24 protein-coding genes and 1 tRNA gene are annotated in these 23,738 nt (G+C 64.6%); 14 read left to right on the top strand and 11 right to left on the bottom strand.

The window, feature by feature from the left end; all coding sequences use genetic code 11:
* Window positions 1–9: 9 nt before the first annotated feature.
* On the bottom strand, window positions 10–1,143 hold the full coding sequence (locus tag AC0L23_RS10765; RefSeq protein ID WP_085353585.1) for a glycosyltransferase family 4 protein: 1,134 nt from the start codon (window positions 1,141–1,143) through the stop codon (window positions 10–12).
* A gap of 203 nt (window positions 1,144–1,346) precedes the next feature.
* Between AC0L23_RS10765 and AC0L23_RS10760 the strand changes: the two genes are divergently transcribed.
* The gene (locus tag AC0L23_RS10760) at window positions 1,347–3,623 is read left to right on the top strand and encodes a GumC family protein (protein WP_085353383.1); all 2,277 of its coding nucleotides are present in this window, start codon (window positions 1,347–1,349) and stop codon (window positions 3,621–3,623) included.
* 183 nt (window positions 3,624–3,806) lie between these two features.
* Here the strand turns inward: AC0L23_RS10760 and AC0L23_RS10755 are convergent, their stop codons facing one another.
* Complete coding sequence (locus AC0L23_RS10755; protein ID WP_085353381.1) at window positions 3,807–4,988, bottom strand: GNAT family N-acetyltransferase; 1,182 nt, start codon at window positions 4,986–4,988, stop codon at window positions 3,807–3,809.
* 126 nt (window positions 4,989–5,114) lie between these two features.
* On the opposite strand from AC0L23_RS10755, the gene AC0L23_RS10750 reads away from it, so the two are divergent.
* Window positions 5,115–6,158, top strand: coding sequence for a polysaccharide deacetylase family protein (locus AC0L23_RS10750; protein WP_473356853.1), 1,044 nt, complete (start codon window positions 5,115–5,117; stop codon window positions 6,156–6,158).
* 21 nt (window positions 6,159–6,179) lie between these two features.
* Here the strand turns inward: AC0L23_RS10750 and AC0L23_RS10745 are convergent, their stop codons facing one another.
* A complete protein-coding gene (locus AC0L23_RS10745) occupies window positions 6,180–6,401 on the bottom strand; it encodes a DUF2842 domain-containing protein (RefSeq protein ID WP_007603477.1) in 222 nt (73 codons plus the stop codon).
* Window positions 6,402–6,494: 93 nt separating this feature from the next.
* On the opposite strand from AC0L23_RS10745, the gene AC0L23_RS10740 reads away from it, so the two are divergent.
* The gene (locus tag AC0L23_RS10740) at window positions 6,495–7,577 is read left to right on the top strand and encodes a COX15/CtaA family protein (protein ID WP_473356852.1); all 1,083 of its coding nucleotides are present in this window, start codon (window positions 6,495–6,497) and stop codon (window positions 7,575–7,577) included.
* Between the two features lie 13 nt (window positions 7,578–7,590).
* Here AC0L23_RS10740 and AC0L23_RS10735 read toward each other — a convergent pair whose 3' ends face one another.
* The 4 genes from AC0L23_RS10735 to AC0L23_RS10720 form a co-directional block, all read right to left on the bottom strand.
* Window positions 7,591–7,935: a hypothetical protein gene (locus tag AC0L23_RS10735; RefSeq protein ID WP_247385784.1), complete on the bottom strand. Its 345-nt coding sequence runs from the start codon at window positions 7,933–7,935 to the stop codon at window positions 7,591–7,593.
* Between the two features lie 121 nt (window positions 7,936–8,056).
* A complete protein-coding gene (locus tag AC0L23_RS10730; protein WP_085353375.1) occupies window positions 8,057–9,337 on the bottom strand; it encodes an O-acetylhomoserine aminocarboxypropyltransferase in 1,281 nt (426 codons plus the stop codon).
* A 137-nt stretch (window positions 9,338–9,474) separates the two neighbouring features.
* The gene (locus AC0L23_RS10725) at window positions 9,475–10,059 is read right to left on the bottom strand and encodes a CoA-binding protein (protein WP_018455123.1); all 585 of its coding nucleotides are present in this window, start codon (window positions 10,057–10,059) and stop codon (window positions 9,475–9,477) included.
* 117 nt (window positions 10,060–10,176) lie between these two features.
* Window positions 10,177–11,001 (bottom strand): enoyl-CoA hydratase, encoded by an 825-nt coding sequence (locus AC0L23_RS10720; protein ID WP_204511362.1) that lies wholly within the window; start codon window positions 10,999–11,001, stop codon window positions 10,177–10,179.
* Window positions 11,002–11,087: 86 nt separating this feature from the next.
* Here AC0L23_RS10720 and AC0L23_RS10715 point away from each other — a divergent pair, with 86 nt between their 5' ends.
* The 6 genes from AC0L23_RS10715 (at window position 11,088) to AC0L23_RS10690 (ending at window position 14,773) form a co-directional block, all read left to right on the top strand.
* A complete protein-coding gene (locus AC0L23_RS10715) occupies window positions 11,088–11,516 on the top strand; it encodes a PaaI family thioesterase (RefSeq protein WP_007603483.1) in 429 nt (142 codons plus the stop codon).
* 157 nt (window positions 11,517–11,673) lie between these two features.
* Window positions 11,674–12,138 carry a 50S ribosomal protein L13 gene (gene rplM, locus AC0L23_RS10710; protein WP_018455120.1) on the top strand — a complete coding sequence of 155 codons (465 nt, stop codon included), beginning with the start codon at window positions 11,674–11,676 and terminating at the stop codon, window positions 12,136–12,138.
* Window position 12,139: 1 nt separating this feature from the next.
* A complete protein-coding gene (gene rpsI / locus AC0L23_RS10705) occupies window positions 12,140–12,619 on the top strand; it encodes a 30S ribosomal protein S9 (protein WP_377791021.1) in 480 nt (159 codons plus the stop codon).
* A gap of 229 nt (window positions 12,620–12,848) precedes the next feature.
* Entirely contained in the window at window positions 12,849–14,081 is a 1,233-nt protein-coding gene (locus AC0L23_RS10700; RefSeq protein WP_018455119.1) for a GGDEF domain-containing protein, read from the top strand.
* Window positions 14,082–14,138: 57 nt separating this feature from the next.
* Window positions 14,139–14,375: a hypothetical protein gene (locus tag AC0L23_RS10695; protein WP_018455118.1), complete on the top strand. Its 237-nt coding sequence runs from the start codon at window positions 14,139–14,141 to the stop codon at window positions 14,373–14,375.
* Between the two features lie 101 nt (window positions 14,376–14,476).
* A complete protein-coding gene (locus AC0L23_RS10690; protein WP_018455117.1) occupies window positions 14,477–14,773 on the top strand; it encodes an antibiotic biosynthesis monooxygenase family protein in 297 nt (98 codons plus the stop codon).
* A 6-nt stretch (window positions 14,774–14,779) separates the two neighbouring features.
* On the opposite strand, the gene AC0L23_RS10685 is transcribed toward AC0L23_RS10690, so the two are convergent.
* Window positions 14,780–15,916: an AI-2E family transporter gene (locus tag AC0L23_RS10685; RefSeq protein ID WP_039799329.1), complete on the bottom strand. Its 1,137-nt coding sequence runs from the start codon at window positions 15,914–15,916 to the stop codon at window positions 14,780–14,782.
* 136 nt (window positions 15,917–16,052) lie between these two features.
* On the opposite strand from AC0L23_RS10685, the gene AC0L23_RS10680 reads away from it, so the two are divergent.
* Complete coding sequence (locus AC0L23_RS10680; protein WP_085353583.1) at window positions 16,053–16,757, top strand: hypothetical protein; 705 nt, start codon at window positions 16,053–16,055, stop codon at window positions 16,755–16,757.
* A gap of 90 nt (window positions 16,758–16,847) precedes the next feature.
* Entirely contained in the window at window positions 16,848–17,621 is a 774-nt protein-coding gene (locus AC0L23_RS10675; protein WP_085353369.1) for a gamma-glutamyl-gamma-aminobutyrate hydrolase family protein, read from the top strand.
* Between the two features lie 318 nt (window positions 17,622–17,939).
* On the opposite strand, the gene glnA is transcribed toward AC0L23_RS10675, so the two are convergent.
* The gene (glnA, locus tag AC0L23_RS10670; RefSeq protein WP_007603494.1) at window positions 17,940–19,349 is read right to left on the bottom strand and encodes a type I glutamate--ammonia ligase; all 1,410 of its coding nucleotides are present in this window, start codon (window positions 19,347–19,349) and stop codon (window positions 17,940–17,942) included.
* A gap of 149 nt (window positions 19,350–19,498) precedes the next feature.
* Window positions 19,499–19,837 (bottom strand): P-II family nitrogen regulator, encoded by a 339-nt coding sequence (locus AC0L23_RS10665; RefSeq protein WP_007603495.1) that lies wholly within the window; start codon window positions 19,835–19,837, stop codon window positions 19,499–19,501.
* Window positions 19,838–20,217: 380 nt separating this feature from the next.
* On the opposite strand from AC0L23_RS10665, the gene AC0L23_RS10660 reads away from it, so the two are divergent.
* Both AC0L23_RS10660 and AC0L23_RS10655 read left to right on the top strand, forming a co-directional pair.
* Window positions 20,218–21,717 carry an NAD(P)H-hydrate dehydratase gene (locus AC0L23_RS10660; RefSeq protein ID WP_085384770.1) on the top strand — a complete coding sequence of 500 codons (1,500 nt, stop codon included), beginning with the start codon at window positions 20,218–20,220 and terminating at the stop codon, window positions 21,715–21,717.
* Window positions 21,717–22,157 carry a GNAT family N-acetyltransferase gene (locus tag AC0L23_RS10655; protein ID WP_085362113.1) on the top strand — a complete coding sequence of 147 codons (441 nt, stop codon included), beginning with the start codon at window positions 21,717–21,719 and terminating at the stop codon, window positions 22,155–22,157. Before AC0L23_RS10660 ends, AC0L23_RS10655 begins: the two co-directional genes overlap by 1 nt.
* Window position 22,158: 1 nt before the next feature.
* Here the strand turns inward: AC0L23_RS10655 and AC0L23_RS10650 are convergent, their stop codons facing one another.
* Complete coding sequence (locus AC0L23_RS10650; RefSeq protein ID WP_473356851.1) at window positions 22,159–23,463, bottom strand: multicopper oxidase family protein; 1,305 nt, start codon at window positions 23,461–23,463, stop codon at window positions 22,159–22,161.
* Window positions 23,464–23,616: 153 nt separating this feature from the next.
* On the opposite strand from AC0L23_RS10650, the gene AC0L23_RS10645 reads away from it, so the two are divergent.
* Window positions 23,617–23,701: transfer RNA gene (locus AC0L23_RS10645), tRNA-Leu, on the top strand.
* Window positions 23,702–23,738: the final 37 nt, after the last annotated feature.

Here is a 23,738-nt window from a genome sequence, read left to right as displayed (position 1 = left end):
TAAGAATGGTTAGTGATTGGTAAATGCGTCGCGATAGCCCGCGAGCACGCCCTCGACCATCGCCTGCTGCGAGAAATGCGCGGAGATGCGCTCGCGAAGCGACAAGGCGCGCTGCGCTGTTCCCAGCGGATTGTCGAGCGCGGCCGCGATCGCCTCCGCCATGGCTTCCGCGTTGCTCGGCGCAAACAGCGCCGGGTTCTCCGCGCCGAAAATCTCGAGAATGCCGCCGATCTTGGACGCAATCATCGGTATCCCGGCGGCACCGGCCTCGATCACGACATAGGGCATGGAATCGCCACGCGAGGGAACGACCAGCAGCCGCCCCTTGGAAAAGCCGTAGCGTGCCTTGACGTGACCGATGAAGCGGATGGCGCTGGAGAGGCCGAGCCTCTCGACTTGCGCTTTGAGCGCCGCGGTCTCCTCGCCGTCACCGCCGAGCGTCAGCGTGACCTTCTTACCGCCCTCGTGCAGGCGCGCCACCGCGTCGACCAGCAGATCGGCGCCCTTGATGTGCCTGAACTCACCGACATAAGCGAGGTCGGTGGCGTCGTCGGCCATGACGACAGGTTCGAATTCCTCCGGCGTCACGCCGTTGAAGACGCAATGCACCACGCCCTTCGGCTTGCCGACGATGCGCTGATAGGTGTCGCGGGCAAACGCGCTTTCGAACAGGAACAGGTCGGTCGCATCCATCAGCGCACGCTCGAGCCGCGCGTAAAACTCGCCCTTGAGGGTGTTGAGGGGATAATGCAACGAGCCGCCATGCGGGGTGTAGATGCGGATGGTGTCGTCGGATCGCCGCCGCATCCGGATGAAAGCGCCGGCCTTGGCGCCGTGGCCATGCATGACGTCGGGCTTGAGCGTGGCGATCAGGCGCCGCAAGCGAAACCAGACCAGGACATCGTCAGGCGACGGTTCGCGGCGGATCGCCATCCGGTGCACGCCGAGCTTCAGCCGCGGTGCGAGCTCGGCAAGGGCCTTGTCGGCGCGCTCACCGCCGGTGAGACTGTCGGCGAGAATTCCGACGTGATGGCCACGATCGACCTGGCCGTTGGCGACGTCGAGGATGTGGCGGAAGATGCCGCCGACCGGAGCGCGCACGGCGTGCAGGATGCGAAGCGGCTGGTCGGGAGAGGGGGGCATGATCAAAACCAGCGCTCGACGGCGAATGCTCGAACAATCTGACGAAATATCGAGACGGATTAAGAGGCCTCGTGGTTAACAAACGGTGACGGACGCACCTGCGCGAGCCGCCCGACGCTGCGATTAACCCAGCGGCAACCTTAATGGAGTGTAATCGCTCTGGTTGAGGTAGGTTCGTGGCGTTGCGCCTGCGGGAGTGTTCGATGCGTTTAGCGTTCTGGCGTGCCGGCAAGGACAAGGCGGTGGTCAAGCGGGCTGTCTCGAAGGCAGCAGCCAAGCGGGCTGAACTCGAGCCCAGCATTGAAGCAAAGCCTGCGCCCGTTGCTCCGCGGTCGGCGCCAGTCGAATCCGGCGACATCGACCTGCACGCGCTCGGCGCGGCATTGGCGCGCAAGCGCGGCTGGATCATCGTTCCGACGGTGCTGGCGCTCGTCGCATCCATCGCAATCGTCAATCTCATCACGCCGCGCTACAAGTCTGAATCCCGTATCCTGATCGACGGCCGTGAGAACGTGTTTCTGCGGCCCAATAGCGATCGCGCCGAGGAACGGCAGGCGCTCGACGCCGAAGCCGTCACCAGCCAGGTGCAGCTCGTGCTGTCGCGCGATCTCGCGCGCGAGATCATCAAGAAGAACAAGCTTGCGGAGCGGCCCGAGTTCGATCCGGTGCTGCAAGGCGTTTCGCCGCTGAAGTCTCTTGCGGCGCTGGTCGGCATCGGCCGCGATCCGTTCTCGATGACGCCGGAAGAGCGGGTGCTGGACGCCTATTACGAGCGCCTCCAGGCCTACGCCGTCGACAAGTCACGCGTCATCGTGATCGAATTCCAGTCTGCCGATCCCGATCTCGCCGTGCGCGTCGCCAATTCGATCGCCGACGGCTATCTCGTGCTCCAGCAGGATGCGCGCCAGGACCAGGCCCGAAACGCCAGCCAGTGGTATGCCGGCAGGATCGATGAGCTGCGACGGAATGTCTCCGAGGCCGAAGCGAAGGCCGAGGACTTCCGCTCCAAGTCGAGCCTGTTCGTCGGCACCAACAACACGACGCTATCGAACCAGCAGATGGGCGAGGTCAACACCCAGCTCAACAATGCGCGCGCGCTCAAGGCCGATGCCGAGTCCAAGGCGCGCCTGATCCGCGAGATGATCCAGAGCGGCAAACCGATCGAATCGTCGGAAATTTTGAACTCGGAATCGATGCGCACGCCTTCGCAGCAGCGCGTGGCGTTGCGGGCCCAGCTGGCCGAGCAATCGTCGACGTTGCTCGGCAACCATCCGCGCATCAAGGAGTTGAAGGCGCAGCTCGCCGACCTCGACACCCAGATCCGCGACGAGGCCGCCAAGCTCGCCCGCACGCTCGAAAACGATGCGCGTGCCGCCAGCGGGCGCGTTCAGGAATTGTCGGCGAGCCTCGAGCAGCTCAAGAAGCAGGCGACGGCCACCAACGGCCAGGACGTGCAGCTCCGCGCCCTCGAGCGTGAGGCCAAGGCGCAGCGCGACCTGCTCGAAACCTATCTCGCGAAGTACCGTGAGGCCAACACCCGCGAGACCATCGACACCGCGCCGACGGATGGCCGCATCATCTCGCGCGCCGTCGTCTCGAACACGCCGGCCTACCCGAAGAAGCTGCCGATCGTGCTGATCGCGACGATCGCGACACTGCTGCTCTCGTCGGGCGTCGTCGTCACCGGAGAGTTGTTGCGCCAGACCGCGCCCCGTGCGGTGGCGGTGTTCACGCCAACGCTCATGCGGGCGTCGGCTCGCCAGGAACAAATCGTCCAACCGGTGGTCGTCGAGCCCTTCGCCGATCCGGTCGTCGACCCGGTCATGGCAGAACCCGCGCCGCTGCAGCCGGAGATGACGGCCGATGCCGATGTCGCCGAATTCGCGGAGATCGAGCATCTGGCCGACAGCCTGCGCGCCGCCGGAGCCATGGCGAAGAAGGTCACGGTGCTCGGCACTGCGAGCGGCGAAGCCATCACGCTGTCGACGCTGACATTGGCCCGGCACCTGGCGCGCGATGCGCGGGTCGTCGTGGTCGATCTCGCCGCGTCCTCGCCGACCATGGCCGCCGTGTCCGTCGATGCCTCGGCACCCGGCCTCGCCGAACTGATGCAGGGCGAGGCGTCGTTCGCGCAGATCATCACCCGGGACAAGCTCTCGCGGCTGCATCTGGTCATGGCAGGCCGCCCCGGCTTCGATCGCAGCCTGTTGCAGTCGCCCCGCGTGACGCTCGCGATCGACGCGCTGCTGCGCGCCTACGACCACGTGCTGCTCGATGCCGGCAGTGCCTCCGACCTTCCGGCGGAGCTCCTGACGGCGAATGCCCGCGCCGTCGTCGTGCCCGACGCGTCGATGGCGCCGGATGCGCGCGCACTGATGTGCGAGCAGCTCAGCGCCGTCGGATTCAATGAAGTGACGATGCTGAACAGACCGGTGCAGCCGTCGGATGCGAGGGACGCGCCGCGCGTCGTGGCGGCGTAGGCGTTTCTTACCCTCTCCCCCTGTGGGAGAGGGTGGCTCGCCGCGATAGCGGCGAGACGGGTGAGGGGTCTCTCTCCGCGCGTGCCTCTCGCATTTTGACTTGCTGATACAACCCCTCATCCGGCGCTTCGCGCCACCCTCTCCCACAAGGGGAGAAGGTGGGCAGTCGTGCAATGGCGAGAGCTACCCGAACGCTCGCCGCAGCCGCTGCGCCAGGTCGAACAACATCTGGTTCTGTTTCACCAGCCGCTTGCCGTGGCTCAGCGAGGACATCGCCATGGCCGCGAGCTTTCCGCGTGACGTCAGCGGAACGAAACTGTCGAAGATGTCCTGGTCGTCCTTGCAGAACATCCGCTTGTACTCGTCCGAGCCGATGCCGAGGTCGAGCGAGCGGTAGCCGCGCTCGGCGCAGCGGTCGATGATGTAGCGCATCAGGATCAGCCCGGGGCTGTAGCGGGCGTGCTCGGACATCGTGTAGGTGTTGAACATCATCGAGAAGCGCTGGCCGTCGGCGACGCCAGCGAAGATTGCGATCACCTCGTCGTCGCATTCGAGCGCGTGGATGTCGATGACGCGGCCGTCGCCGCGTGGTGCAAGGCAGGCGCTGCGGACGAATTGCTCGACGCCGGGCTCTGCGAAGACGTTGGGCAGCTTCTGTTCGGCCATCCGAGCCGGCTTGATACGGAAGAACCAGTCGAGCAGGCGGGTGATGTCCGCATCGGTGGTCGCCAAATGATAGCGATAGCCGGCGAGCGCCTGGAGCTTCTTCTCCTTGCTCTTGAGGCGGCGGCGGAAGGAGTTGCTGATCCGCGATGCCGGCGGACCGCCCGGTTCCATCGTGAGCAGCGGGCAGCCGTTGATCGCGCTTTGGCGTGGCAAATGCGCGAACGGGTTCTGCTGGTCGTTCCAGTGCAGCGGCTGCTGCGTCAGTGCGAGCACGTCGGCATGTTCGTTGAGCGGCGCAAGCAGCGCGTCGAGATCACCGCTGGCGACCTGCGCTGCAAATTCGGCGTTCCACAAGCCCATGTTGAAGGTCGTATGCTTGCCGCCCATGAAGCAGGCGGTGCGCACGCCGTGGCTTTGGCGCAGCGAGAGCGGCAGCAGCAGCAGCGGCCGATGCTCGGAGTCGCGGGCAATGACGATAAAGGGGCGGGCGCGTTCCTGCTCGCCGACCAGACGCTGCCAGGGACTGAGCAGATCAAATCGCTGATAGGGCGTGAAGAGATGACCGGGCTGCTCGAAGGCGCGCCAGACGGCCTCGGCCGCGCCGAGATCGGTCACGATATCGACATGCGCGATGCGGCCCGCTTTCGACTGCGCTGGCAATTCTGCCGTCCGGCTTTGCATCGCCGCAGCCATGGTCATTCGCGAACCTGTCGAGAAATCAAAAATATGCGTAATTCGGCCTGTGGCCGACCTTTGCAAAGAAATGTCAACAAAGGGTAATGACTATAAGAGGGGACCGGCCGCCGACGGGCGCGAGGTGGGACATTGGCATCCGACGACAGATGGCTGGAACGGCTGCGACTTGAGCTGACCTGGTTCACGGGCCAGGCTGCGCTGCGCAGTCGTGGAGCCGGCGCCATCCTGCGCTTTGCGCATGTGCGGTCGCGCCGGCGCGGCGGGTTTCAGCCGCTGCGCGAGAACGAGATCACGCCGCATTTCCTCGATCGCGCCATTCGCGCGCTGAAGCGGTGGAACTATGATTTCGTCGGCATGGACGAGGTCTGCCGGCGCGCGGTGACGCTGTCGAAACAGCGGCGCTTCGTGGCACTCACCTTCGACGGCGCCGGCAAGGATCTGATCGACTTTGCCTATCCGGTGCTGGCGCGCCACGCCGTGCCCTTCACGATCTATGTGCCCACGGCGTTTCCCGACGGCGTCGGTGAGGCCTGGTGGCTCGGACTCGAACAGGTGATCGCGCGCGAGAGCCGTGTCAGTCTCTTGATGGGCGAGAAGGAGCAGCGCTTCACTGTGACTGGCAACGCGGAGAAGCAGGCGCTGTTTTCGTTCCTCGAGGCCTGGCTGCGCTCGCTGCCGCCGGCGGATGTGTCGGCTGCGATCGCAGACCTCTGCACGCGCTACCGGGTCGACCTTGCCGCGCTCTCACGCGAGGCATCGATGAATTGGGAGGATCTGGCAAGGCTTTCGGCCGATCCGCTGGTGACAATCGGCAGTGCGACCGTGAACTATCCCGTTCTCGCCAACATGAAGGATGCGGCCGCACTGCGCGAGATGACGATGGGCAAGGCGGTGGCGGAGGCGGCCTTCGATCGCGACATCCGGCATCTCGCCTTTCCGTTCGGTGATCGCGCCTCGTTCCGGCGCAGCCATGTCATCATGGCGGAGGAGGCGGGCTTTGCCAGCGCGGTGACGACGATCCCGGGCGTGGTGGACGCGGAGGGACGCACCAATCTGCGCGCGCTGCCGCGCATTTCCTGGGACGGCCGGGTGCGCTCGCTGCGCATGATGCGGGTGCTGGTGTCGGGGGTCGCTTTTGCGCCGGTGAAGCCGACTGGCACTGCTGGGACCTAGAAGCGCTACGAACTGGAAGCGCTACGAACTCGACTTGGCCCGGTCCGGCCGCTGCATCCAGCTCACGATCGGCATCGCCGGCAGCACCCAGCCCATGCCGACCACCACGTAGTAGATCGCCTGCCGCCAGCCGGATTCGGCGATCCACGGCATCTGCGCCAGCGCCATGCCGAGCAGTGCCCAGACGGTGGCGAGCACCAGGAGCAGGATGGTGCCGAGGAACTTGCGAGTGCGGATCGTCATGACGGAATATCGCGGCTTTCGCGTAACTTGCGCTGCGGGAGCGGGGGACTATAAGGGGCACGCAGTCCGGTTCAAGCTCTGGTTTTGCCTCGAATGACGACGAATTCCGCCCCGTCCGAGCCGTATCGCGCCGTGCGCTGGTGGCTGATCTCAGTGGCTGCGCTGATCGCGCTGATGGTGCTGGTCGGAGGCGCAACGCGGCTGACGGAATCCGGGCTCTCGATCGTCGAGTGGAAGCCGGTCACGGGCAGCGTGCCGCCACTTTCGGAAGCGCAGTGGACGGCGGCCTTCGAGGCCTACAAGACGATCCCGCAATATCGCGAACTCAACGCCGGCATGAGCCTGTCCGAGTTCAAGGAGATCTTCTGGTGGGAATGGAGCCATCGGCTGCTCGGCCGTTTCATCGGCGTCGCCTATCTGTTGCCGTTCCTGTTCTTCCTCTGGCGCGGCGGCCTGTCCGGTGAGTTGAAGCGGCGGCTGTGGCTATTGTTTGGGCTCGGCGGCCTCCAGGGCGCGGTCGGCTGGTGGATGGTGGCCTCGGGGCTGTCCGAACGCGTCGAGGTGTCGCAATATCGGCTGGCGACACATCTTATGCTCGCGCTCGTGATCTTCGCCGGCATCGTCTGGACGGTGCGGCGGCTCGCCGGGCGTCCGCAGATCGCAGCATCGTCGCGGCTGCGCTTTACCAGCGCCTTGCTCCTCGCGGTGACCTTTATCCAGATCTATTTTGGTGCTCTGGTTGCGGGCCTGCGCGCCGGCCGCGCCTACAACACCTGGCCGCAGATCGACGGCGCGTTCATTCCCTCAGGGGAGCGGCTGTGGTTCGAGACGCCGTGGTGGCGCAACATGTTCGACAATGTGCTGACGGTGCAGTTCGAGCACCGGATGACGGCCTATGCGCTGTTCGCGCTGGCGGCGTTGCACGCGTTCGATGCGGTCCGTTCACGCGCGGGTTCTGCGGCAAGCGGCGCGCTCTTGCTGCTGGGCGCGGTCAGCCTGCAAGGCGTGCTCGGCATCCTCACGCTGCTCAACCAGGTGCCGATCGATCTCGCGCTCGCGCATCAGGCAGTTGCGATCGTGGTGCTGACGCTTGCGGTGATGCAGACAGAGCGGCTCGCGCCGCGTGGCGCAACCGAAGCGCAGCCGCGCGCCGTTCCCATCGGTCAGGCCGGCTGATCGGATCTGCTCTTCAGCAATAGCCGTAGATGCCGCACGAGTAGGGCAGGCGCCAGAAATAATCGACCTGCTTCCCGCCGTAATACGCGCCCTGGTAATCGTAGTCCCAGGGGCGGCCGTAATAGCCCGGCAGCGTGTGCGACCCCGGCAGCAGTGGCGTACCCGGTAAATTGCGGACGTAGCTGCCGATGCCGTAGGCCGGCGAGATCAGCGCATCCGGATCGGTCTCGACATAGACCTGCGGCGGCTCCTGCGGCGGAGCGGCGGCCCGCCGCCTCGGCGTGGCCGGCAGATCGGCGGCGAACGCAGCTGAGACTGTCAACATCGCCGCAAGGGCAGGCACCATCCAGCGCAGCATCGTCGGCTCCGAATCAAAGGGGGCGATCCAGTGACGATGTATGCGGCAGATATGGTTAATGACTGTTAACTGGAGCCGGACTCCCGGGGCACATCAAAGCGCCCCGGAATGTCCAGGACAGCTACGTGCCCAGTGCCTGTTCCAGATCGGCGATCAAATCCTCCTTGTCCTCGATGCCGATCGAGAGCCGCACCACGTCGGGGCCGGCGCCGGACTTGACCTTGGCGGCGTCGTCGAGCTGGCTGTGCGTGGTCGAGGCCGGATGGATGACCAGCGAACGGGTGTCGCCGACATTGGCCAGATGCGAGAACAGCTGCAACTTCGACACCAGGCTGACGCCGGCATCGTAGCCGCCCTTCAGGCTGAAGGTGAACACGGCGCCGGCACCCTTCGGCGCGTATTTGCGCGCGAGCTGGTTGTACTTGTCGCTTGCAAGGCCCGCATAGTTCACCGCGGCCACCGCCGGATGGCCGGCGAGGAATTCGGCGACCGCTTTCGCATTGTCGCAGTGCTTCTGCATGCGCAGCGGCAATGTCTCGATGCCGGTGAGGATCATGAAGGCGTTGAACGGCGACAGCGCGGGTCCGAGGTCGCGCAGGCCGAGCACGCGGCAGGCGATCGCGAAGGCGAAATTGCCAAACGTCTCCTGGAGCCGGATGCCGTGATATTCGGGCCGCGGCTCCGATAGCATCGGATATTTGCCGCCTGTCGACCAGTCGAAAGTGCCGGCATCGACGATGATGCCGCCGATCGAATTGCCGTGGCCGCCGAGAAATTTCGTCAGCGAGTGCACGACGATGTCGGCGCCGTGGTCGATCGGGCGGATCAGATAGGGCGAGGCCAGCGTATTGTCGACGATGAGCGGTACGCCCGCCTTGCGCGCCACCGTCGAGATCGCCTCGATGTCGGTGATGCTGCCGGCGGGATTGGCGATGGACTCGATGAAGATCGCTTTCGTGCGCGGCGTGACCGCGCGTTCGAAGCTCGCGATGTCGTCGGGATCGGCCCACACCACGTTCCAGCCGAAGCTCTTGAACGCGTGGGTGAACTGGTTGATGGAGCCGCCATAGAGCTTTCGCGCGGCGATGAACTCGTCGCCGGGCTGGAGCAATTGCTGCAACACCACGACCTGCGCGGCATGGCCCGAGGCCACCGCCAGCGCGGCCGTGCCGCCTTCGAGCGCCGCGACGCGCTCTTCCAGCACGGCGTTGGTGGGATTGCCGATGCGGGTATAGATGTTGCCGAACGCCTGCAGGCCGAACAGAGAGGCGGCGTGGTCGGCATCGTTGAAGACGAACGACGTCGTTTGATATATCGGAGTCGCGCGCGCACCGGTGGTGGGATCGGGCTGTGCACCGGCATGCACGGCGAGGGTCGAAAATCCCGGAAGGCGATCGCTCATTGAGGGCGTCCTGTTCTCGTGGTCTGAAATCGCGCGGCATGCTGATTGGCGCCGCGGCTGCCGTCAAGGCGCGGCTTCACATCGGAACGATCGTGCTACGCATTGTCGCGTTCGCGAATGAAACCTTCGCAATTGCGTCAGCTTTGCTCGGTCTTGTTTTTGGCGGCGCGGTCCGATGCCGCAGTGTCGCCGCCGCCGACACTCATCCGATTGAGGGATAGCCGCATGCCCTGCGTCGGTACCGGAGCGCGTTTGGAGCTCAGCGTGCGCGAATTGACGCCCATCCACGAGATCTCCGACGACAGGCGGCCATATTCGATCTTGGGGCAGCGGTTCATCACCACCTTGATACCGACCGATTCCGCCTTCAGCGCCGCCGCATCGTCGCGCGCCCCCAACTGCATCCAGATCACCATCGGCAGCGGATCGAGCGTGAGGGCTTCCTCGACCACCGGCATGATGTGGCTGGAGTTGCGGAAAATGTCGATCATGTCGACCGGACGGCCGATGTCGGACAGCGAGGCGACGAAGGGTTTTCCGAGCAGCTCCTTGCCGACATGGCCGGGATTAACCGGAATCATGTCGTAGCCGCGCTGGGCCAGATATTTGAACGCGAAATAGCTCGGCCGCACGTTGGCAGGCGAAGCGCCGACCATCGCGATCGACTTCACGTTGTTGAGGATGCCCCGGATGTAATTGTCGGGATAGGCGTCGTGGTTCATTGGCTCATCTTTTCGGGCTCATCTTTCGCCGTCATTGCGAGGAGCGAAGCGACGAAGCAATCCAGTCTGTCTCCGAGGAGGGATTCTGGATTGCTTCGCTTCGCTCGCAATGACGAATTACTCATCCCGCCATGTCGGCGTGCGCTTCTCGATGAAGGCGCCAATGCCTTCCTCGGCGTCGCGCGCCATCATGTTCTCGGTCATCACCTCTGCCGCATAGCGATAGGCATCTGCAAGGTTCATCTCGGCCTGGCGGTAGAACGCCTCCTTGCCGAGCTTGACGGTATAGGCGGATTTCAGCGCGACCTGTTCGGCGAGCGCAATGGCGGCATGGCGCTCGCTGCCGGCGGCGACGACACGATTGACGAGCCCGATCTCGCGAGCGCGTGCGGCCGGGATCGGCTCGCCTGTCAGCAACATCTCCATCGCCTGCTTGCGCGGCACATTGCGCGACAGCGCCACCATTGGCGTCGAGCAGAACAGGCCGATGTCGACGCCCGGAGTGGCGAAGTGTGCTGCTTCCGAGGCGATCGCGAGATCGCAGCTGGCCACGAGCTGGCAGCCGGCGGCAGTGGCGATGCCCTGAACGGATGCGACCACGGGCTTGGGCAGGTGCACGATCGCCTGCATCATCGCGCTGCAGGCGGTCATCATCTCGGCGAAGAAGGCACGGCCGCGATCCGGGTCGCCGCGACGCGCGGTCAGCTCCTTCATGTCGTGGCCGGCGGAGAAGGCGGGACCGTTGGCCGCGATCACGACGCCGCGGACGGACTTGTCGTCGCGGATCTCGTTGAGCTCGGCATGCAGGCTTGCGATCATCGCCGCCGACAGGCTGTTGCGGGCGGCCGGGCGGTTCAGGGTCAGGACCGCGATAGGGCCGACGGTCTCGCGCAGCAGGATCGGCAGTTGCGGGGAGGGGGCGCGGGCGGCCTGGACGGACATCAAAGCGTTTCCGGTTGGATTATTGCGATTGGATGACGCAGATAACTTAATGTAACAGGGGACGTGAAGCGAGGGTGAGGGGCAGCATGGCGTTAGCGAAAATGAGCGTGGCGGAGCTCGAGCAGTTCCTCCGCAACGAGTTTCCCCAGGCCTTCAGCGGCGACGACATCACGATCGAGAGCGCGGACGGTCAGGCCTGCCTTTTGCGTCAGCGCTATAGCGAAAAGATGCTGCGGCCGGGTGGAACCGTGTCCGGCCCGACCCTGATGGCGCTCGCCGATTTCGCGATGTACGTGGTGCTGTTGTCCGCGATCGGGCCGATCGGGCTCGCGGTGACCACCAATCTCAACATTAACTTCCTGCGCAAGGGCCAGCCCGGGCAGGACGTGCTGGCGGAGGCGCGGCTGCTCAAGCTCGGCAAGCGCCTCGCAGTCGGTGAGGTGAAGCTATTGTCCGGCACCTCGCCCGATCCGATTGCGCATGTCACCTCGACCTATTCCATTCCAAACGTTTGAACTTTTTACAGGTATCTTAATACCATATTTCCAAGTCGTTGATATTTAACAAGTAAATTCCGCCTTTGGGCATTGACCGCGGCGCCTCTGTTCTCTAGAAAACCGCCAGTCCGGTGCGGTGTTCGCGCCGATGCTCCCCGTTCACGGAAACTCTGACATGAAAACCTTTTCGGCAAAGCCGGCTGAGGTGACGAAGAAGTGGGTACTGATCGACGCCAAGGGTCTGGTCGTCGGCCGTCTCGCCACCATCGTCGCCATGCGCCTGCGCGGCAAGCACCTCCCGACCTACACCCCGCACGTTGATTGCGGCGACAACATCATCATCATCAACGCGCAGCATGCGGTTCTCACCGGCCGCAAGCGCGAGCAGAAGACCTATTACAAGCACACCGGCTATGTCGGCCACGTCAAGGAGCGCACCGCGCGCCAGATCCTCGAGGGCAAGCATCCCGAGCGCGTGCTCGAGAAGGCCGTCGAGCGCATGATCCCGCGTGGCCCGCTCGGTCGCGTCCAGATGGGCAACCTCCGCGTCTATGGCGGCGCCGATCATCCGCACGAGGCCCAGACGCCCGAGAAGATCGACATCGCCAAGTTGAACCGCAAGAACACGAGGGCCGCATAACATGGCCGAATCCATCCAGTCGCTCGACCAGCTCTCGCAGCTCAAGACGGCGGCCGCGCCCGACGCGCCCAAGCACGAGAAGAAAGTCGACAAGTTCAACCGCGCCTATGCCACCGGCAAGCGCAAGGACGCGGTCGCCCGTGTCTGGATCAAGCCAGGCGCCGGCAAGGTCACGGTCAACGCGCGCGAGGTCGGGGTCTATTTCGCCCGTCCCGTGCTGCGCATGATGATCGAGCAGCCGTTCTCCGTGGCCGCGCGGTCCGGCCAGTATGACGTGATCTGCACCGTCGCCGGCGGTGGTCTGTCCGGCCAGGCCGGTGCCGTCCGTCACGGCATCTCCAAGGCACTGACCTATTTCGAGCCGGAGCTGCGCACCGTGCTCAAAAAGGGCGGCTTCCTCACCCGCGACTCCCGCGTGGTCGAGCGCAAGAAGTACGGCAAGGCCAAGGCCCGCCGGTCCTTCCAGTTCTCGAAGCGTTAATCGCATCGGTCGCATTCGTCGCGAAAGCGGCTTCAATGAGATGCAAAAGGGCGCTGATTTCAGCGCCCTTTTTGCTGTTCGTTTGTATGCAAATTGATGGCGTGTTTCCTGAAAACTTGGGCTCGCATGAAAACCTGAATGGAACCCGCGGGACATAGCGTCGCTTTTGGAAGGGCGCGCAAATCGGTTGATCCGATCGCGTAACTGCTATGTCTAGAAGGGGGCCGACATGATGTCGCTCGATAGCATCACGCTCTATTTGGTCGCCACCATGGTCGCCGCACTGCTCGGCGCCATGATGGTGTTTTTCGGAAGGCAGGAGAATAGCGCTGCGCTGAAATGGTGGGGCACCGCCTATCTCCTCGGCGCCGCATCGGTCGCGCTCTGGACGGCGGCGGGCGACAGATTGGGGCCGCATCTTTACCTTGCGCTGAACGCGGTCGGCTTCGTCGCGTGCGGCATGGTGTGGAATGCGGCGCGCGTCTTCCACGGCCGCAAGCCGAATTGGCCGGGTCTCCTGGTCGGCGCGCTCGCCTGGGTCGCTGCCGCCACGTTGCTCGATCCCGCCGCGTCCATGCTGCGCATGATCGTCGGCGCCGGCATCGTGTCGGTCTATGCGGCGTTGACCGCCAGCGAGCTCTGGGTCGAGCGACGCAAGAGCCTGCAACGGCGCTGGCCGGCCTTCGTGGTGCCGGTGATGCACGGCTGCGTCTTGATGCTGCCGATCGTGCTCGGCAGCTTCCTGCGTCCGCACGATGCGGGTTTCGCCAGCAGCATCTGGGTCACCGTGTTCGCGGTCGAGCTCGTGCTTTATGCCGTCGGCACCGTGTTCGTGATCTTCATGCTGGTGTCCGAGCGCACCGTCACCGCGCACCGGACCGCCGCCTCCACCGATCCGCTGACCGGCATGCTCAACCGCCGCGGCTTCTCGGAAGCCTGCGGGCGCGTGATCGAGCGCGAGGCAAAGGCCGGACGTCCCGTGACCGTGATGATCTTCGATATCGATCATTTCAAGTCGATCAACGACCGGTTCGGCCATCCCGCCGGCGACGAGATGCTGAAACTGTTCTCGACCGTCGTCGTCAGCAATCTGCGCATCAGCGACATGTCGGGTCGCATCGGCGGCGAGGAGTTCGCCGCCCTCCTGCCGTGTTCGCTCGAGGAGGGCGTGCTGGTCGCTGAGCGCGTGCGCGAGGCCTTCGAGACCTCCGGCGTCGTCGTCGACGAGGGCCCGGTCGACACCACCGTCAGCATCGGCGTCGCCGGCGGTCCGGCCGGCACCGAGCTCGAAGTGCTGCTGGCCTCGGCCGACACCGCGCTCTACCAGGCCAAGCGCGGCGGCCGAAACCGCGTCGAGTCGGCGGAGGAGCTGCCACTGTCGCTGGAGAACTGGCGCCGCCAGAGCGCCGCGCGGATCGGCGTGCCCAACACGCAGTCCAAAGCGCAGCCGGCGACCGCCTAGGCAAAGGAGGCCTCGCGGTAATCCCCTGTTTACCATTCGATCCCTACCATTGCGGTCATGGAATCGATCCGTCGACAGAACCCGCAGACCGCCTTGATGTCGCTCGAAGCCGCGGCGACTTCGGCACGCGGCGGCTTCGCGTGCCTGTTCTCGACCGCGGACGAATACGAGAGCGCGCTGATCACCGAGCGCCGCGCCCAGGGGCGCTACACGCAAGGCCGCAATTACTGGCCGCTCGCGCTGTTCGCCGGTTGTGCGCTGATGGTGGTGGGCACCGTTCTGCTGCTCGCCTGAGTGATCTGCATTCTTGGACCGGGCAGGGCGCCGTTTCGGCGCCTTTTTCTTTGTCGCGGGCTGCGGTAGACACGCCCATCGAACAAAATGGGTGGAAACAGATGATCACCGAGATCGCGCAAATCGACGTCAAGCCGGGCAGCGAGAAGGATTTTGAGGCCGCCGTTGCCAAGGCGAAGGCCGCTTTCGGCCGCTCCAAGGGTTTTCACGGTTTCGAGCTGCACAAGTCGATCGAGAAGCCGCAGCGCTATCGTCTGATGGTGAAGTGGGAGACGCTCGAGAACCACACCGTCGATTTTCGCGGCTCCGAGAATTTCACCGAATGGCGCGGCCTCGTCGGCCAGTATTTTGCGGCACCGCCTGAGGTGGAGCACACCGAAACCGTGCTCATCACCTGAGGCGGCTCAGGCCGCCTCCGCCAGAGGCGGCGCTTCATACGTCTTGAAATGGTCGATCACGACTTTGGCGATGGCGACCAGTGGCAGCGCCAGCGCCAGGCCCCAGATCCCGAACACGACGCCGAGCAGGATCTGGAACGCGAACAGCGTGGCCGGCGGAATGTCCAGTGCCTGCCGCTGCAGCAGGGGCGTCAGCACGTAGCTCTCCATGGCGTGGACGCCCATGAAGAGGAGAAACGCCGACAGCGCCGGAATCCATCCTGAGGCGAGGCTCGCCAGCACGACCACGACGCCGGCTATGATGGCGCCGACGGTCGGAATGAAGCCGAGCAGTCCCGCCTGAATCCCGAGAATGAAGGAGCCCGGGATGCCGATGATGAGAAGCCCGATCCAGGTTACCGCGCCGACCGCGAGCATGACGATCATCTGTGCGATCAGCCATCGTTCAAGTGTCTCGCTGACGCGGTCGATGATGACGGCCGTGCGCGCGCGATGTTTTGCAGGCGCGATGAACAGCAATCCCTCGCGATAGACGCTGGGTTGGGCGGCGAAGGCGACTCCCAGAAACAGCACGATGAAGATGTTTCCCACGCCGTGGATGGTGCCAAGCAGCAGCTTGAACGTCTGGCTCACGATCGCCCCGCCGCTGGAGGCAAGGGCGCCTGCGCCGGGTATTGCCCCGCGCGACGCCGTGCCGGCCGACGGCGTCGGCTCCGGTTGCGCGTCGGGAGACGAACCGGGTCCGGAGCTCCCGAAATCGAAGAAGCTGGTGTCGATGCCGTGATTGTCCAGGAATGATTTGACGTTGCCGATCTGGGATTTGATGGTTTTGCTGAGTCCCGCCGCCTGATCGGCGATGGTGGCGCCGCCGAGATATGCGATGCCCGCGAGCATCAGCGCGAGGGCCAAGCAGACGATCGCGAGCCGCAGCGTATGCGGAAGACGCGCGTGCCGGCCAAGCGCGTTGGTCAGCGCGTTGAGCCCAAGGCCCAGCAGCACCCCGGCGAAGATCAGGAGCAGGGTGGTCGCGAAGTACCAGGAGAACGCGAGCAGCACGGCGAACAGCACCACACCGATGCCGCCGACCGAAATGCCCCAAGCCAGATCAAAACGGGTCGGGGGTCGTTCATTCGGGAATGTGATCACGCAATGGCCTTTAGGTGGAACGGGGGGCACTCTTTCGACAAACACGCTTTTGATCAAGACCGCGTCAACGCGCTGGTTTGACGCTGCCGTATGAACGGTGCAGACCGACGAGGAGAGAACAGGTGGGGCGCGCTTGAGTTTCATCAGCAAATGGGTGGGTCTGCTCGGGCTTCTGGCCGTGCTCGTGATTGGCGACCAGATCCGGATCAATCGGCCCGGTCACAAATATCGCCTCGGGGTCGAGGTGACGACGCCTGACGGGATCAAGACCGGGTCGGGCATTCTGTCCGTCGTGCCCGATCGCGGCTATAGCCGGGGCGGCCGCACCACGATGCGCGGCGAGGCCGTGTTCGTCGACCTCGGCCGGGGAAAGAATGTGGTGGCATTGCTCGCGCATCAGCAGGGCGCGAAGCTCGATCTCGACGACATCAACTATGTCGCGCTCCGCGCTTATGGCGCTGCGCGAGGCAACCGCGTCTCGTTCAACGAGCTCAACCGGCAGACCGGCGTCGTCGCGGTGCAGGGCGACCTAATGCCCACGCTGGTGAGCTTTGGCGATCCCCTGGACCCTACGACCGCGCGCCTTGTCGCCGGCGACCATGTGGAGGCGGTGCTGGGCGACGGTTACGCACTCCGTGGCCTTACCGCCGAAATAGTGCCCAACGGGCTTTGGCCGATCGATTTCGGTGGCGCGCTCGGGGAGCCCGTGACGCGCGGAATCGAGACGAAACTGCCCTGGTTGGCTGCGCCGGGCGACCCGGCGGCGACCGCGCTGAAGACCGCCGGCCTGCCCCTTGGCGGCGCGATCGTGGCCCGGGAGGCATTTGCGCGAAAATAGCATTGCCGTCCCGCGTACCCTTCTGTTGAATTTGTTCCACCCCAGGGGCATGTTTGGAGAATCGTCTTCGGCGAGAGGTCTGAACGGGAGATGAGAAAGCCGGTCGTCGGCGTGATCGGGAACGCCCATCGCGTTGAGAATCGATTTCAGGTCCAGATGGTCGGCGAGCGTAATCTGCGCGCCGTGGCCGAGGTTTCCGGCGGTCTGCCGGTGATGTTCGCGGGCTCGCCCGACATCACCGATATCGGCGCGCTGCTCGATACCGTCGACGGAATCGTGCTCACCGGCGCCCGCGCCAACGTCCATCCGACCCGTTTCAACGTCGATCCGTGTGAGGCGCACGAGCCCTACGACATCCACCGCGACGAGGTGGCGCTGGCGCTCTCGGTCGCCTGCGTTGCCCGCGGTATCCCGCTGTTCGGCATCTGCAGGGGCCTCCAGGAGATGAACGTCGCCTTCGGCGGCTCGCTGCATCCCGAGATCCGCGAAATCCCGGGCCGCATGAACCATCGCATGCCAAGGCTTGAGAATGGTGAGATCCATCCCGACCCGACAGTGGTGTTCGCCGATCGTCACGACGTCGATCTGACACCGGGCGGCGCGTTCGCGGAATTGCTCGGCTGTGACAAGATCAGGGTCAATTCGCTGCACGGCCAGGGCATCCTCGATCCCGGCAAGCGCGTGCTGATCGAGGGCATTGCCGAGGACGGCACCATCGAGGCGATCCGGATCGCGGAAGCCAAGACCTTTGCGCTCGGCGTGCAATGGCACGCCGAATACGACCCGCAGCACAATCCGATCAATCGAAAACTGTTCGAGGCGTTCGGTCAGGCCGTGGTGGCGAAGCAGCGCGCGGCGGCGTAGCTGCGGGGCTGCGCCGAGGCCTATAAGGCTATCGATCGTTGCGACCGGCGGCGGAGGATTGGCGATTTTTGCAAACAGGCACGAGAACTAGTCTCCAGGATGGATTTCGCGGCGCTGAATGCATCCTGCGAATTACCAACAGCGCTCGCGATCTCTCGGGCGCAATAAACCAGATATCAAGAATTGATGCGCGCCAGTTTTCTCGATTCCGATTCGTTCTTTGAGAACGAAATGGAGTCAGACGCAGAACGAAACTCGATGACCACAAAAAAGGCGCCCCGAGGGGCGCCTTTCGTGCGTCGTGGTCGTTCGGGCCGCTTAGCCCGAATAGTACATTTCGAACTCGACCGGATGCGGGGTCATTTCGAAGCGGGCGACTTCGGTCATCTTCAGCTCGATATAGGCGTCGATGAAGTCGTCGTCGAACACGCCGCCGTTCTTCAGGAAGCCGCGGTCCTTGTCGAGGTTTTCGAGCGCCTCGCGCAAGCTGCCGCACACGGTCGGGATCTGCTTCAGCTCTTCCTTCGGCAGATCGTAGAGGTCCTTGTCCATCGCCGGACCCGGATCGATCTTGTTCTTGATGCCGTCGAGGCCGGCCATCAGCATCGCGGCGAAGCCGAGATAGGGATTGGCGAGCGGATCGGGGAAGCGCACCTCGACACGCTTGGCCTTCGGCGAAGCGGTGTAGGGGATGCGGCAGGAGGCCGAGCGGTTGCGCGCGGAATAGGCGAGCAGCACGGGAGCCTCATAGCCCGGGACCAGACGCTTGTAGGAGTTGGTCGACGGATTGGTGAAGGCGTTGATCGCCTTGGCGTGCTTGATGATGCCGCCGATGTAGTGGAGGCAGGTCTCCGACAGGTCGGCGTATTTGTTGCCGGCGAACACCGGCTTGCCGTCCTTCCAGATCGACTGGTGCACGTGCATGCCCGAGCCGTTGTCGCCGAAGACCGGCTTCGGCATGAAGGTGGCGGTCTTGCCGTAGATGTGCGCGACCTGGTGGATGCAGTATTTGTAGATCTGCATGTGGTCGGCCATCAGCGTCAGCGTGTCGAACTTCATGCCGAGCTCGTGCTGGGCGGAGGCGACTTCGTGATGGTGCTTCTCGACCTTCACACCCATCTTGGCCATGGCGCCGAGCATCTCCGAGCGCATGTCCTGCACGGAATCCTGCGGCGGCACCGGGAAGTAGCCGCCCTTGGTGCGGACACGATGGCCGAGATTGCCGCCTTCATATTCGGTGTCGGAGTTGGTCGGCAGCTCCGAGGAGTCGAGGCGGAAGCCGGTGCTGTAGGGATTGGCGGAGAAGCGCACGTCGTCGAACACGAAGAATTCGGCTTCGGGGCCGACGAAGACGGTGTCGCCAACGCCCATCGACTTCACCATCGCCTCGGCCTTCTTGGCGATGCCGCGGGGATCGCGGTTGTAGGGCTCGCCGGTGGTCGGCTCGAGCACGTCGCAGGTGATGACCATGGTGGTCTCGGCGAAGAACGGATCGATCGTCGCGGTCACCGGATCGGGCATCAGGCACATGTCGGACTCGTTGATCGCCTTCCAGCCGGCGATCGATGAGCCGTCGAACATCGTGCCTTCGGCGAAAATGTCCTCATCGATCATGCTGATGTCGAAGGTGACGTGCTGCCACTTGCCGCGCGGATCGGTGAAGCGCAGGTCGACGTATTTGACGTCGTTGTCCTTGATCGATTTCAGGACGTCTTTGGCGGTCTTCATGCATACCCCTTTTGGCTCTGCGGGTCGGTTTCCAAACTTCGAGCGACCGTGTTCACGCTTCTTGAGGCGCGCGAGGCACAAACAAAACGAGGCCGCCGAAGCAGCCTATTTCTTGTCAGAATGTCGCAAAATGCGGGATAGCACCCGGCTCAGATAGCGTCCAGCCCGGATTCGCCGGTTCGGATGCGGATCGCCTCTTCGATGTTGGAGACGAAAATCTTGCCGTCGCCGATGCGCCCGGTTTGCGCGGCGCGGCGGATTGCGTCGATGGCGCGCTCGACCAGATCGTCGCCGATCACGATCTCGATCTTCACCTTGGGCAGGAAGTCGACGATGTATTCTGCGCCGCGGTACAGCTCGGCGTGACCCTTCTGCCGGCCGAAGCCCTTGGCTTCGGTGACGGTGATGCCCTGAAGGCCGACTTCCTGAAGCGCTTCCTTCACCTCGTCGAGCTTGAATGGCTTGATGATGGCTTCGATTTTCTTCACTGCGCGCCTCCCGGCCTTTCGAACAATAGCAACGTCTTCGTCAGGATGCGCTTTTCTTAACGCATGATCTTGTCTTCGCTATGCCGGGATCCCTGACCAATCCGGCAACAACGGCCGGCCACACCCTGATAAATGCCAGTGAGCACGACGAACCGAAGCGACTTCCGCGAAAGCAGGGTCTATGCCAAGTTGCAAATGCCCTGATTATTGGAGCGTTATCAGCCCTTTAACGTGCAGCTCTGATAGGTGGCGCCGACCCGCACAAAATACCGCAGACTACGAAATAGGCAAACGGTTCAATATCTGTGCAGATCGTCGTTCCGTCGGATGGCCCGGTGCGGAACGTGCCTCTTGAAAAGGCTTTTGGACAGGGAAGTGGCATGGAAGTTCTGACCAACGCCGAAATGCAGCGCGCCGACCAGCTCAGCATTGCGGCAGGCACCCCCGGCTTCAAGCTGATGCTCAGCGCCGGTCAGGCGGTCGCCGAGGCCGCCCACGCGCTGGTGGAGGAGGGGCCAATCCTGATCGTGGCCGGCCCGGGCAACAACGGCGGGGACGGTTTTGTCGCAGCCGCCGAGCTCGCCGCGCAAGGCCGCGAGGTCTCGGTGATCCTGATGTGCGAGCGGGACCAGCTCCAGGGCGACGCGGCCTCGGCCGCGCGTGGTTGGAAACACCCGGTGCTCCCGTTCAACCCGCAGGCGATCGGGCGACCGGCGCTGATCATCGATGCGCTGTTCGGCGCGGGCCTCAGCCGTCCCGTCGAGGGCGAGGCGCGTGAGATGATCGAGGCGATCAACGCCAATGGTGCGCCGGTGCTCGCGGTCGACCTGCCGAGCGGCATCAACGGCACCAGCGCGGCCGTGCTGGGCGTGGCCGTGAACGCCGCCGAGACCGTCACCTTCTTCCGCAAGAAGCCGGCGCATCTGCTGCTGCCGGGGCGCATGCATTGCGGTCACGTCCGCGTCGCCGACATCGGCATCGAGGCGCAGGTGCTGGACGAGATCGCGCCGCAGATTTTTGAGAACGATCCGGACTTCTGGGGCTCGGCCTTTCCGGTGCCGCGCATCGACGGCCATAAATACGCGCGAGGTCATGTGCTGGCGGTCTCGGGCGATGCGGCGGCGACCGGTGCGGCGCGGCTCGCCGCGCGCGGGGCGCTGCGCGCCGGCGCGGGCCTGGTGACTCTGGCCACACCGCGTGATGCGCTGGCGATCAATGCGGCTGCGCTCACCGCGGTGATGGTTCACCCCGTCGATACCGCCATCGAGTTCGGCGAGCTGCTCGGCGACAAGCGTTACAACACCTGCATCATCGGCCCTGGCGCGGGCGTCGGCGAGCGCACCTGCGATCTCGTCCACACGGCGCTTACCTCCCAGCGGCGCCTGGTGCTCGACGCGGATGCGCTGACGAGCTTTGCCGCCAATCCCGAGCGCCTGTTCGAATCGATCAAGACGTCGCAGGACAAGGCGGTGGTGCTGACGCCGCACGAGGGCGAGTTCCCGCGGCTGTTCTCCGACCTCAGCAATAAACATCCGGGGCGCTCGAAGATCGAGCGCGTGCGCGCCGCCGCCGAGCGCTCCGGTGCGGTCGTGCTGCTGAAGGGCGCCGACACCACGATTGCCGCGCCCGACGGCCGCGCCACCATCGCCGCCAACGCTCCGCCCTGGCTCGCCACCGCGGGTGCCGGCGACGTCCTCGCCGGCATCATCGCAGGCCTCCTTGCGCAGGGCGTCCCGGCGTTCGAAGCCGCCAGCATCGCGGTGTGGATGCATGGCGAAGCGGCGAGCGAGGCGGGGCCGGGCCTGATCGCGGAGGATCTCACCGAGACGCTGCCCGCCGTGCACCGACGGATCTATCATGCGCTGGGGATCGAGTACTAATGCTCAGGCCGCTCGCGCTCACCGATATGGGCGCGGCGGCGCAGGTTCACCGGGCTGCATTCGACCATGCGATGCCCTGGCTTGCTGGGCTGCATACGCCGGATGAGGACCGCTGGTTCTACCGCGAGCATGTCTTGGCGACGTGCCGCGTGTGGGGACGCTTCGATGCCGATGTACTGAGCGGAATCATCGCTGTCCGTGACGGCTGGGTCGAGCAGCTTTACGTGCTTCCTGCTGTTCAAGGGCGCGGCGTCGGCACCGAACTCCTCGATATCGCCAAGCGGGCCAGCGAACAGCTGGAGCTCTGGACCTTCCAGCGCAACGCGTTGGCGCGCCGCTTCTATGAAGCGCGCGGGTTCACGCTGATCGAGCAGACCAACGGGACCCGAAACGAGGAGAAAGAACCGGACGCTCGCTATCTTTGGACGCGTGGCCGATAGCTCACTCCACCCCGTACCAGCGCACCAGCCGCGGCGCGGCCCAGTCGGTGACGACGGATTCGATCAGCCACCGCCCGGGAGAGGCCGCAGCGAATGCGATGCGCTGGGTCTGGCCGGGTTCGATCGCGAGCGTGTCGAGCCAATAGGGCTTCCAGCCGTCGTCGAGCTTGTCGAGCAGGCGGAAATGGTGGCCGTGGAGATGGAAGACGGTTGCGACGGAGGCGGGGTTCTTGAGGGCCAACACGACGGTGCGGCCGGCCTTGGTGCGAAAGGCGGGGGCGGAGGACGTCGAGAAATTTGCGGCCCGTACCCACCCGGCGTCGGCTGCCCCGAGAGCGACATCGAATCGCAGGGCGCCCCTCAGATCGAGCCGGTCGGGCAGGTCATTCGGAGGGAGTGGCAAGAGCGGCAACGGCGGCGCGCGCCGGTCAAGCTTGCCGGAGACCGTCAGGCGGCCGACCTGGCGCGCCTCCTTGCCGTCATGCAGCAGGAATGGGGCCGATGTGGCCGCATCCACGAAGGCGTCGGCGCGTGCGCCGGGAGCCAGCACCAGCGCGCCGTTGCGAGCCGGGAACGGCTCAGCCGGCTGTCCGTCCAGGGCCACCACGTGGACCTCGTGACTTTCCAATTTGATCGCCAGAACAGAACGTTGCGAGCCGTTGATAAAGCGCAGCCGCAGCCGCTCATTTGCTGAAGCTGAGAGTTCGAATGAAGTCGTTCCGTTGATTGTATAGAGCGGGGATGTGTCCTTCGGCTCCCGGCCCGGGGCAAGTGCGGTCCCATCCGGCCGCAGCCGCCACTCCTCGATCAAGAGGACCACGTCGCGATCGGCGGCGACCGTGTTGGTCTCGGTGGCGATGATCGGAAGCGGGCGCGCGGGCTGCTTCAGGCCGTCCTCGAACAGCCGGAAGTCGGCCAACAGGGTTCCCGCGGTTGGCACTGAAATGATTGATGTTTCCGTCGCGTCCGGGGCCGTCGGTGCGCGACCCCGAAGCGGGTCGGCCGCGGCCGGGCCATTGAGGCCGTACCAAACTGGTGCAAGCGGCACAGGCAGGTCGTTGCGGAAGACCACCTCGCAGCGGTCGCCACGTTTGAGGCGGACATCCCCGAGATGGCTGACGGCGGCCAGCTCCCAGATGGGTGTAGCCGGCTGCCCCGACCTCAGAGCCAGCGTTGCCGGCCTTGCCTGAAGCGCGAGTTGGGCGGTCACGGCCGGGACTGCGCCGCCCGCCGTCAGCCCGGCCGCAGAGGCGCCAAATCCGGCCAAAACCTCGCGCCTCGTCAGGTCGAAGATCCGCGTTTTCATGGGCCGATCCGGACCACGCCGTGCTGGATAAGTCCAGCCGTCGTGCCTAGGTGAAGCCTGCCTCTATCGGGCCATTTTTTTGCTGCGAACAGGCGGGCACATGCTATAAGCCCGCCGCCCGCGGCATCGCGGCCGGTCTTGATGCAAATTTACGCGGGCGTGGCGGAACTGGTAGACGCGCTGGATTTAGGTTCCAGTGACGAAAGTTGTGGGGGTTCGAGTCCCTCCGCCCGCACCAAGCGCTTTCAGCGTTTGCACGGATTACGCGATCTGCT

It is taken from the genome of Bradyrhizobium sp. MI1.4, from assembly GCF_055811315.1.
The sequence above is the reverse complement of the archived record's forward strand: the minus strand, read 5'-3'. Positions and strand labels throughout refer to the sequence as shown.

What these genes read in the sequence shown, in the direction of transcription:
- AC0L23_RS10745 (WP_007603477.1), bottom strand. Translation starts at nt 6,401, where the DNA reads ATGACGATCCGCACTCGCAAGTTCCTCGGCACCATCCTGCTCCTGGTG.
- AC0L23_RS10740 (WP_473356852.1), top strand. Translation starts at nt 6,495, where the DNA reads ATGACGACGAATTCCGCCCCGTCCGAGCCGTATCGCGCCGTGCGCTGG.
- rplM (WP_018455120.1), top strand. Translation starts at nt 11,674, where the DNA reads ATGAAAACCTTTTCGGCAAAGCCGGCTGAGGTGACGAAGAAGTGGGTA.
- AC0L23_RS10660 (WP_085384770.1), top strand. Translation starts at nt 20,218, where the DNA reads ATGGAAGTTCTGACCAACGCCGAAATGCAGCGCGCCGACCAGCTCAGC.
- AC0L23_RS10760 (WP_085353383.1), top strand. Translation starts at nt 1,347, where the DNA reads ATGCGTTTAGCGTTCTGGCGTGCCGGCAAGGACAAGGCGGTGGTCAAG.
- AC0L23_RS10730 (WP_085353375.1), bottom strand. Translation starts at nt 9,337, where the DNA reads ATGAGCGATCGCCTTCCGGGATTTTCGACCCTCGCCGTGCATGCCGGT.
- rpsI (WP_377791021.1), top strand. Translation starts at nt 12,140, where the DNA reads ATGGCCGAATCCATCCAGTCGCTCGACCAGCTCTCGCAGCTCAAGACG.
- AC0L23_RS10695 (WP_018455118.1), top strand. Translation starts at nt 14,139, where the DNA reads ATGGAATCGATCCGTCGACAGAACCCGCAGACCGCCTTGATGTCGCTC.
- glnA (WP_007603494.1), bottom strand. Translation starts at nt 19,349, where the DNA reads ATGAAGACCGCCAAAGACGTCCTGAAATCGATCAAGGACAACGACGTC.
- AC0L23_RS10655 (WP_085362113.1), top strand. Translation starts at nt 21,717, where the DNA reads ATGCTCAGGCCGCTCGCGCTCACCGATATGGGCGCGGCGGCGCAGGTT.
- AC0L23_RS10755 (WP_085353381.1), bottom strand. Translation starts at nt 4,988, where the DNA reads ATGACCATGGCTGCGGCGATGCAAAGCCGGACGGCAGAATTGCCAGCG.
- AC0L23_RS10720 (WP_204511362.1), bottom strand. Translation starts at nt 11,001, where the DNA reads ATGTCCGTCCAGGCCGCCCGCGCCCCCTCCCCGCAACTGCCGATCCTG.
- AC0L23_RS10765 (WP_085353585.1), bottom strand. Translation starts at nt 1,143, where the DNA reads ATGCCCCCCTCTCCCGACCAGCCGCTTCGCATCCTGCACGCCGTGCGC.
- AC0L23_RS10715 (WP_007603483.1), top strand. Translation starts at nt 11,088, where the DNA reads ATGGCGTTAGCGAAAATGAGCGTGGCGGAGCTCGAGCAGTTCCTCCGC.
- AC0L23_RS10650 (WP_473356851.1), bottom strand. Translation starts at nt 23,463, where the DNA reads ATGAAAACGCGGATCTTCGACCTGACGAGGCGCGAGGTTTTGGCCGGA.
- AC0L23_RS10700 (WP_018455119.1), top strand. Translation starts at nt 12,849, where the DNA reads ATGATGTCGCTCGATAGCATCACGCTCTATTTGGTCGCCACCATGGTC.
- AC0L23_RS10675 (WP_085353369.1), top strand. Translation starts at nt 16,848, where the DNA reads ATGAGAAAGCCGGTCGTCGGCGTGATCGGGAACGCCCATCGCGTTGAG.
- AC0L23_RS10735 (WP_247385784.1), bottom strand. Translation starts at nt 7,935, where the DNA reads ATGCTGCGCTGGATGGTGCCTGCCCTTGCGGCGATGTTGACAGTCTCA.
- AC0L23_RS10725 (WP_018455123.1), bottom strand. Translation starts at nt 10,059, where the DNA reads ATGAACCACGACGCCTATCCCGACAATTACATCCGGGGCATCCTCAAC.
- AC0L23_RS10690 (WP_018455117.1), top strand. Translation starts at nt 14,477, where the DNA reads ATGATCACCGAGATCGCGCAAATCGACGTCAAGCCGGGCAGCGAGAAG.